Annotated in this window: 7 protein-coding genes; 3 read left to right on the top strand and 4 right to left on the bottom strand. The window is 63.0% G+C overall.

Going from position 1 to position 8,491, the window contains the following annotated elements:
• Nucleotides 1–619: DUF2478 domain-containing protein (locus tag C8N32_RS14435; RefSeq protein WP_342352795.1), on the top strand; the 619-nt coding region annotated here is incomplete at its 5' end.
• Nucleotides 620–923: 304 nt separating this feature from the next.
• On the opposite strand, the gene C8N32_RS14430 is transcribed toward C8N32_RS14435, so the two are convergent.
• Nucleotides 924–1,622, bottom strand: coding sequence for a helix-turn-helix domain-containing protein (locus C8N32_RS14430; RefSeq protein ID WP_107893674.1), 699 nt, complete (start codon nucleotides 1,620–1,622; stop codon nucleotides 924–926).
• Between the two features lie 320 nt (nucleotides 1,623–1,942).
• Between C8N32_RS14430 and rpoN the strand changes: the two genes are divergently transcribed.
• Nucleotides 1,943–3,427, top strand: a complete 1,485-nt coding sequence (gene rpoN, locus C8N32_RS14425) for an RNA polymerase factor sigma-54 (protein WP_107893672.1) — start codon at nucleotides 1,943–1,945, stop codon at nucleotides 3,425–3,427.
• Nucleotides 3,428–3,814: 387 nt separating this feature from the next.
• Here rpoN and C8N32_RS14420 read toward each other — a convergent pair whose 3' ends face one another.
• From C8N32_RS14420 to C8N32_RS14410, 3 genes are all read right to left on the bottom strand, one after another.
• Nucleotides 3,815–4,210: an iron-sulfur cluster assembly protein gene (locus tag C8N32_RS14420; protein WP_107893671.1), complete on the bottom strand. Its 396-nt coding sequence runs from the start codon at nucleotides 4,208–4,210 to the stop codon at nucleotides 3,815–3,817.
• Nucleotides 4,211–4,623: 413 nt separating this feature from the next.
• On the bottom strand, nucleotides 4,624–5,478 hold the full coding sequence (locus C8N32_RS14415) for an iron-sulfur cluster assembly protein (RefSeq protein WP_107893670.1): 855 nt from the start codon (nucleotides 5,476–5,478) through the stop codon (nucleotides 4,624–4,626).
• A gap of 157 nt (nucleotides 5,479–5,635) precedes the next feature.
• Complete coding sequence (locus C8N32_RS14410) at nucleotides 5,636–6,505, bottom strand: formate/nitrite transporter family protein (RefSeq protein ID WP_107893673.1); 870 nt, start codon at nucleotides 6,503–6,505, stop codon at nucleotides 5,636–5,638.
• Nucleotides 6,506–6,957: 452 nt separating this feature from the next.
• On the opposite strand from C8N32_RS14410, the gene C8N32_RS14405 reads away from it, so the two are divergent.
• Nucleotides 6,958–8,460: a sigma-54 interaction domain-containing protein gene (locus C8N32_RS14405; protein ID WP_146159729.1), complete on the top strand. Its 1,503-nt coding sequence runs from the start codon at nucleotides 6,958–6,960 to the stop codon at nucleotides 8,458–8,460.
• Nucleotides 8,461–8,491: the final 31 nt, after the last annotated feature.

The following is an 8,491-nucleotide window of genomic DNA, read 5'->3' as shown; positions in this document are numbered from 1 at the left end:
CATGCTGGGAAAAGTGGCTGCCAAGGGGGGGCGCCGTCTTGCCGAAGCGCGCACTGACGTCCCCCCACTTTCACATCAGAGGAGTCGAAACATCAAGCTTGCCTACACCATGGCGCCGGGACGCGGCGATACGGACCTGACCCTGGAGCAACTGGCCGCGGAACTCGCGTCCCGCGGCCTGAGATGCTGTGGCACCGTTCAGATCAACACCAAACGCCCGGGCGCGGGCCCCTGCGACATGGACGTGCGGGTTCTGCCCGATGGTCCCGTCCTGCGCATCAGCCAGAACCTCGGTCCCTCGGCCCGCGGGTGCCGTCTCGACCCTGCGGCGCTGGAGACGGCGGTGGGACTGGTCGAGGCAAGTCTTTCATTGGGCGCGGATCTGTTGATCATCAACAAGTTTGGCAAGCACGAGGCGGCGGGACGGGGGTTCCGGGACGTGATCGCGCAGGCAGTTGCCATGGGTGTGCCTGTCCTGGTTGGCCTCAACACGCTGAACCGCGAGGCGTTCGAGAGCTTTGCGGACGGGATGGCCATCCAGCTCCCGCCCGAATGCGCTGCACTGCAAGACTGGGTGGGCGACTTCCTGCCTGCGGCCGAAAGAACGATGCCCGGATGAGCGATGCTGCGCCGATCCAGACCGAGGACGGCGTCACAGCGACAAGGACTGGCCAGGTGGCCGCCGGACTTCGATGCCGAGCAGGTCTCGCCCGCACCGGTCCTGATCGGCACACCCGAACACCCGTCCCCGGTCCGCTCACGCTTTTCCACCGCTCGGATCAGCCGTGTCAAAGCCGGGCGGTTACTCATCGCATTCCCGCCATTTGGTTTTGAAAACCCGCGCAAGCCTGCGGAGCTGAACCGCGAATGCCGGAATTTGCGCCATCGCGGGCTTTGCGGGGCCGTTGCGCCCTTGTCGGCCGTCAGGACGAAAAATCGTCGATCAACGGATTGGGCCTTGCGAACTTCTCCAGAGCCGAACGGTTGTCGATGGTGATGCGGGTGCCATTCACCGTGACACCATGGGGCTGGAGCCCCTTGAACGCGCGGCTGAGGTGTTCCGGCGTCATTCCCAGCACCGAGGCAAGGCGGCGTTTCTCGAAGTCGAGGTCGAACACGGCCTCGCCACCGGCGCGCCCCTGTTGCCGTAACAGATAGTTTGCAAGCCGTTCAAGCGACGTTCTCAGCTTGAGTTCCTTGATGTTCTTGACGACGGAGCGGTAGCATTGTGCAAGTTCGGCCACGATTGCGCGGGCAAAGGCGTTGTCGGCGTCGAAGACGGTGCGGACGTCCTTGCTGGGGATCAGCGCGATGCGGCTCTTCTCCAGCGTGCGGGCCGACATCAGATAGGGTGCGTCACGAATTGTCGCCGCAAGGACAAGGGTCGAAATCGGACGCACGGTTGCCAGGCTGGCCTCCCTGCCGTTCCAGGCAGAGAACAGATCGACCGATCCCGAAAGAACAATGTGCAGAAAATCGCTGGGTTCGCCTTCGGTGATCAATTCGACCCGCACAGGGAAATTCTGAACATAGGCTCTGCGCGTCAGCTTCCGGAAATTCTCATCCGTCATCTGCGCGAGAATCTCGAGTTTCCGGATATCCCGGAACTCTGAATCATCCATGACATCCACCCGCATGCTCACACCATCATATCTGTTCACACCATCATACATGCTCCCCCCATCATAACAGAGATCGACGACCTGATTGAAGAATATCAAGGCATGATTTGATCCCTGCCGATCCATGCTTGATCCGCCCCCCCCGACGAGATGACAAAAGTCCGCAAGTCATTATTTTACGTACGTTTTTTCCGTTTTTCCGTGACCGGAATCAAGTCTCGTGTACGATTTGGCAGTAGATTGGCAACAGACATGACCCGACGTCCTCGCCCTCACGCCCAAGGCCGTTCGGGCGGTCGTCTGGCAAAAGGGGGGGAGCAATGAAGACCGGATTTGCGCTTGCGATCCAACAGAAGCAATCTCTACTCATTTCGGCGCAGATGATCCAGTCCCTGGTCATCTTGCAGTTCAGTCAGGAAGAGCTGCAATCCTACGTGGCCGAGAAGGCCGAGCGGAATCCGTTCATCCGGGTCTCCGGGAACTCGCGGAGCGCATCCTTGTCCAGCACGCCCGCCACAGCGGCCGGAGTGTCGCAGCCCGCAGATGGCGGCCCCCACAAGGTCGCCGGCGCGCGGATGGCCGGGACATGTGCACCAGGCACGGGCATCGGTCATCTTGCGTCGTCAGCCGAATTCGCAACGGTCGAGACGTGGTATGCGGCACGGCCCTCGCTGCGCGACCATCTTCTGGCTCAGATCGGCCTGGCCTTCCGCGACCGGACGAACCGCATTGTGGCCACCGCGATCGTCGAGAATGTCGATGACGACGGCTTCATGCGGCGTGACCTTCAAGAGATCGCCGAGGCCGCCGGCGTAAGCATCGATCGGGTCGAGCGGGTTCTCGAATCGGTGCAGAGCTTCGACCCGGCCGGCATCTGCGCACGCAACCTCTCCGAGTGCCTTCGGCTGCAACTGGAGGACAGGGGAATGCTGACCGCAGCGATGGGCCGGCTGCTCGACAACATCCACGTGCTGGCGGAGTTCGACTATCCGAAGCTTGCAAGCATTTGCCGCGTGAGCTGCGAGCGTGTCATCGCAATGGCAAACGAGATACGAAAGCTCGATCCCCGCCCCGGGCGCAGGTTCGATCCGGAACTCACGCTGCCTGCTGTTCCCGACGTCATCGTCGAACGGGCCGATGACGGGCACATCAAGGTGGAACTCAACAGCGAATTCCTGCCACGGGTCCTCGTCGACCGCGAATACTATGCCGAGGTCAAGGCCCACAGCCGAGATGAGGAGGGGCGCCGCTTCGCCGCCACCTGCATCAAGGAGGCCAGCTGGCTGGTCAGCAAGCTCGAACAACGGGCAAGGACGATGCTTCTGGTCGCGACCGAGATCGCGGTGCGCCAGGAGAAGATGCTGGAGCACGGGGTCGAGCATATTGCGCCACTGAGGCTGAAGGACGTGGCCGATGCCATCGGTGTCAACGAATCCACCGTGTGCCGCGCCATAGCGAACAAGTTCATGATGACCCGGCACGGCATGTTCGACCTCAAGCGCTTCTTCACGAACCCGGTCTCCTCGGCGGACGGCGGCGCCGAGGTCTCGGCCGAGGCCGTAAGACACAGAATCCGCCAGATGATCGACAGCGAGACGGTACAGAATGTCCTGTCGGACGATGCGATCGTGAAGGCCCTGCACCGTTCGGGGATCGGGATTGCCCGGCGCACAGTCGCGAAGTATCGCGAAGCGATGCGTATCCCCTGCTCGCTTCAGCGCCGCCGGGAGAAGCGCGCCGTGACCGATTTTCCGAAGGCCCGAACCTACCACCGGAAACCGGCCGCCGGATTGAGTGTTTCATAAGCGTGGCACGCCGGTCAGCGCGCCTTCGCCTTCATGGCTGGCGCCGTGTGCCGGCGCCCCGGGCCCCGGAACTCAGGCCTGAACCGGCATCGGCCTGCCCGCGGCGGATCACGGGCGCGGCGCAGAGCGCACGGCGCCTCCGGTTGAGGCTTGAGGGATCGGCCGCGGGAAGCGGCATCGCTCACATGCTCCATCCGGGTCGCGACGACGCCATCGACGGCTTCGTGAATGGCGATATGGGGCTCCGTCCTTCCGGTTGCGGAAAGATCGTTGCCGGCCGCTGCCCCATGGCGGCCCCAAATCGCCCTGGCCGGCGGACGATCCGCCGTCGCGCACGCCTTTCCGGGCCGGGTCATGCGGCACAGAAACGCCCGGCCGGCGGCAGGTTCAGAACAGGCTGAGTTCGAGTCGGGCCAGATCGCTGAGCCGATCCTGGCTCCACGGCGGATCCCAGACCATGCTCACCTCTATGAGGCCGACGCCGTTGACGTCTCCGACCGCGGTCCTGACCATCAGCGGCATCATGCCGGCGACCGGGCAGGTGGGTGAGGTCAGCGTCATCTCGATCGCGACATCGCCCTCGGCATCGACCACGATCCGGTAGACGAGGCCGAGATCGTAGATGTTCACGGATATCTCCGGATCGTGGACCTGCCGTAACGCTGCGACGACAGCCTCGGTCATGTCGACCGGCCCCTCGATCACGGGGCCGACCATGGCGCCCGAGCCTTGGTGTCCGGCGTCCTGGTGGCAGAAACCTGCCGCGTCGGGGGTGCCAGTCATCGGGTCCTCCTCGCAAGATGGATTCCGGGCGCAACATGCCCGGAGGCGGGCCGCATCCGGTTGCGACGCGCGGTGCCATCACGATGCAGGCCGCGCTCCGCCCGACCGGGAAGGGCGCTCTTTCGGGCCTTGGGCGGATCGCGACCGTGCCCGGGCAGGCGGACCCGCATCTGGACCCTGGACAGCGCCGTGCCGCCAGTCGTCGTTGCACCCGCCCCCGGTCACCCGCCTGGAAGCGCACAGCAAGGGGGGGCGTTGCGTTGGCGCGGTCCGATCATCGCCGCGCAGACACGCATAAACCGGCCCACCCGGTCGTTACGAACAGCCATATCCCCTGTTCGACAGGGCGGCACGGGCGCGAGGTGCCGCCGCACCGGCCCGGCGCATGTCCCCGGTTCCGTCGTGGCCCGCGCTCAGACCGGTGCATCGGCAAGATCAACCGGAGAAATGACCTCGCGCGTGCCCTCTTCATTCTCGAAGGCGCGCCGGAACGCCTCGACGAAGGGACGGAAGTCGCGGACTGTGCCATAGATCGCCACCACCCCGGCGCGTATGGGGTCGTAGACCAGGTTGACGCCCTCGACCCGCCCCGATGGGTTCGGACGTGCTCCGGTCGCGTCACGGATCCAGTGTCGCGCCTGGAGCGATACGTAAACAAGGCGGTTGCCCGGATGCGCCATCCAGCAAACAACGTAATTCCAGCTGTCGATGCTGAGTTTGACCTTGACGCTCTCACAGCCCGCGACGTCTGGACCGATCTCCCACTGAAAGACTGGCAATGCGCCGTCATAGTCGGGATCGGCGTTTCCCTGCGGGCCCTCTGACCGGGTTGCGGCGAATTCGTCGACATCGCCTTCGGCCCCGAGCGCGGCCCCCCCGTCCGGGGCGTCGGGATTGAGAAGATTGCGCGCGCGCCCCCCCGGCCCCTCGACCAGATCGGGATTGGGGTCGATGTCGTATTCGCTAAGGTCGATCTGCAACGGGTTCGTCGCCGGCCCGCCCAGCAGCATCGAGGAATCGTCGTAAGGCGGTTCGGTCTCCAGTTCGATCTCCGCGAAGCCGGCGGTGTGCAGGGCGTTGCGGATGCCCGCTTCCATATCGAGTATCTTCGCGACGTTCTGGATGTCGGGGGTGAACTCCACGTATGCGCCGTCATCCGTCGTGGCGATACTCTTGACGAAGCCGAGCGCCACGATATCGCGGGACCTCCCGGGACAAGGGACTTTCCGAAGCAGGTCTCGTGCTTCCTCGGGACTCATCAGTGCCATTTTCTACTCCTTTTGATCCGGGGAGCGGGCGGAGAGGCGCCCGCCGGGGCTGGTGGACGCGGAGACACGGTCCGGGAGAGCCATGAGGGACAAATTGTCCCGACGCCCCTTTGGCCCCCGGCCGTTTCCGGCCACCAGCGCGCTGTGCCGCGGCGCCTCAGTCGTCGTGGCCGTCGTACTCTCCAATCGGCTTGGGATCGCTGAAGATCAGTTCCGGCGATGTGCGGACATGGGTCGAGTAGATCGTCAACCCGGTCAGTGTGATGCCCCCCAACATGTTGCCCAGGACCGTCGGGATCTCGTTCCACAGCAGATAATCCGCAAGCGTGAACGCCCGTACCGTTCCGGTCAGTTCCTGCAGGATCAGCGCCGTCGGGAACAGAAACATGTTCACGACCGAATGCTCGAAGCCCATGTAGAAGAACAGGAAGATCGGCATCCACATGGCCATGCACTTGCCCGATACGGAGCTGGACATCATCGCTCCGATGACACCGACCGACACCATCCAGTTGCAGAGCGCGCCGCGCGTGAAGATCGTCAACCAACCGCCGGGACCGGCCGACTTGTATCCGACCGTTCGGCTCTCGCCGATATGGGCCAGCTTGTCAGCCACCGCCCCCGGCTCCTGGGTGAAGCCGAACGTGAAGACGATGCACATCAGGACCGCCGTCGTGAAAGCCCCGCAGAAATTGGCAAAGAACACAAGCGCCCAGTTTTTGAGGATACGTGCGATCGTGACGTTCGGCCGTCCATCGAGCCATGCGAGTGGCGTCAGGACGAACAGCCCGGTGATCAGATCGAAACCCATCAGGTAGAGCATGCAAAACCCGATCGGGAAGAACAGAGCGCCAAGCAGTTGGGAACCGGTCTCTACCATTATCGTGACCGCCATGGCGGCACCTAGCGTGAGAATGGCCCCGGCCATATAGCCGCGAATGAACGAATCTCTTGGGTTCATCCGTATTTTTGCTTCACCCGAGTCGCACATTTTCTTGCCGAACTCGGAGGGAGTCAGATAACCCATGCTTGTTCCCCTCTTTTTTGTTTCGCGTGTCTCGATCATGCCGTGCCCGTTGCCGCCGGATACCTGAGGTGCCGCGGCGGCAATTCGGAGACGGCATTGGCACTGGATTGACCCGCAAGAACCGTGCCAATGATCGGTTGACCGCGACGAACGCACCGGCGACGGGACCCCGCCCGCTGAACGCTTCCCATCGGTCGGATCGCGAAAAAAATCCAATGAGTCCTTGAAATTTTATTTCGCCTGCGATCTTCTTTCGGGGCCTGCAACCGACTGCTGGCGCGGCCGAACCCGAGTAGAACCGACAGATCAAACCGGGTGTCTGGAGCGCCCGCGCGCCAGTGACAGCGAGGAAGCGGTGCGCGAGGGGTCCGGCCCGAAACCGCGCGGGCACCGGATGGGGCCATGCTCTTTCGGCAGATAATATTTTTTGACTCAGATGGGAGCATCACGTTTTGGGCGACAGCAAGCCGACACCAGGATTGGGCTCAGCGAGACAAAATGGCCCAATGGCACAGCCAGCATCTTCTTCCGAGGCAGCCGGGACGGCCTCAGACGACGGGTTTCAGGAGGGCGAGCGTAGCGCCATCATCCTCTGCAACGAACCGAGGATGCACGGCTCCCTGTCGAAAGCGCTTTCCGAGGAGTTCTCGACGCTGCACTTCGCCACCGGCAGCGATGAGCTTCATGCCCTGGTTGCGAAGCATGCCTTCGAAACGCTCGTGATACATATTGGCCAGGCGGGCGGCGTCTCCTTGGCCGAACTGGTACAGAACGTACGTGCAAGCGTGATATTCGATTTCAACACCGTCGTCGTCAGCGACGAATCCGACCTCACGAAGGTCCTGGCCTGTTTGCAGGACATCGATGCGGTTCTGTTGCGGGCACCGTTCGGACGTGCGGAAATATACTCCGCTCTGAAATCCGCGCGCGAACGGCGCAGGATCGCCCGCGAAAACTTCCTGTTGCAGCGGCAGGTGGATCAGTCGTCCCCGATAAAGGACCGTGTGGTCGGAGAAAGCGAGGCAATCCAGAAGCTGTGGGACATCGTGCGGCGCGTCGCGCCGATGCCGGCATCGGTGCTGATCACCGGCGAGACCGGGACAGGAAAGGAACTCACCGCGCGCGCGCTCCACGATCTGAGCGGGCGCACCGGCAGCTTCGTGCCGGTCAACTGCGCCGCCATTCCGGCCGATATCATCGAAAGCGAGCTTTTCGGCCATGTCCGCGGTGCCTTCTCCGGCGCGGTACAGTCCCGTCAGGGGCTGTTCGGGCATGCCGACGGCGGGACCCTGTTTCTCGACGAAATCGGGGAACTGCCGCTTGCGATGCAGGCAAAGCTGCTGCGCGTGCTCGAGAACAAGCGGTACCGCCCCCTGGGCCATAACCAGGAGACCACGACATCCGCGCGCCTGCTCTTCGCCACGAACCGTAATCTGCCGTCTGAAATCGCTGCCGGGCGCTTCCGCGAAGATTTATACTATCGCATGAACGTACTCGTTCTCAACGTTCCGCCGCTGCGCGAACGCCGAAGCGACATTTCGCGGTTGGCGTTGCTTTACATGAACCTCCATGCCATCGAGATCGGCCAACCGCCCCCACCGCTCGAAGCCGAAGACCTCGATGCGATGCTCAACTACGACTGGCCGGGAAATATCCGTGAGTTGCGTAACGTCATCGAGAGATCCTTGCTGCTCAACCTGCCGATCGCCCAGGTCCTCGGCCCTCCCGCGGCCTTGAAGCAGCCCGCGCCACAAAAACCCGAGGACGTGACGCTTTCCGTCGACAACCTGTCGATCAAGTCGGCCGAAGAGCACTGCATTGCCGAGGCGCTGCGGATCTCCGGCGGAAACAAAAGCGCCGCGGCGCGGCTGCTCGGGGTTTCGCGCAAAACCGTCGAACGCCGCATCAAACGCATGAATGCGATGAATAAAAACAGTCGGATGAAAAACCTCTGAGCGCCACGCCCAGATGTTCAGTCCCGGTATC

Origin of the sequence: Rhodovulum imhoffii (assembly GCF_003046545.1) — a bacterium.
Classification (GTDB): Bacteria; Pseudomonadota; Alphaproteobacteria; order Rhodobacterales; family Rhodobacteraceae; genus Rhodovulum; species Rhodovulum imhoffii.
Note: the sequence above shows the minus strand (reverse complement) of the source record. Positions and strands in the feature narration are given on the sequence as shown.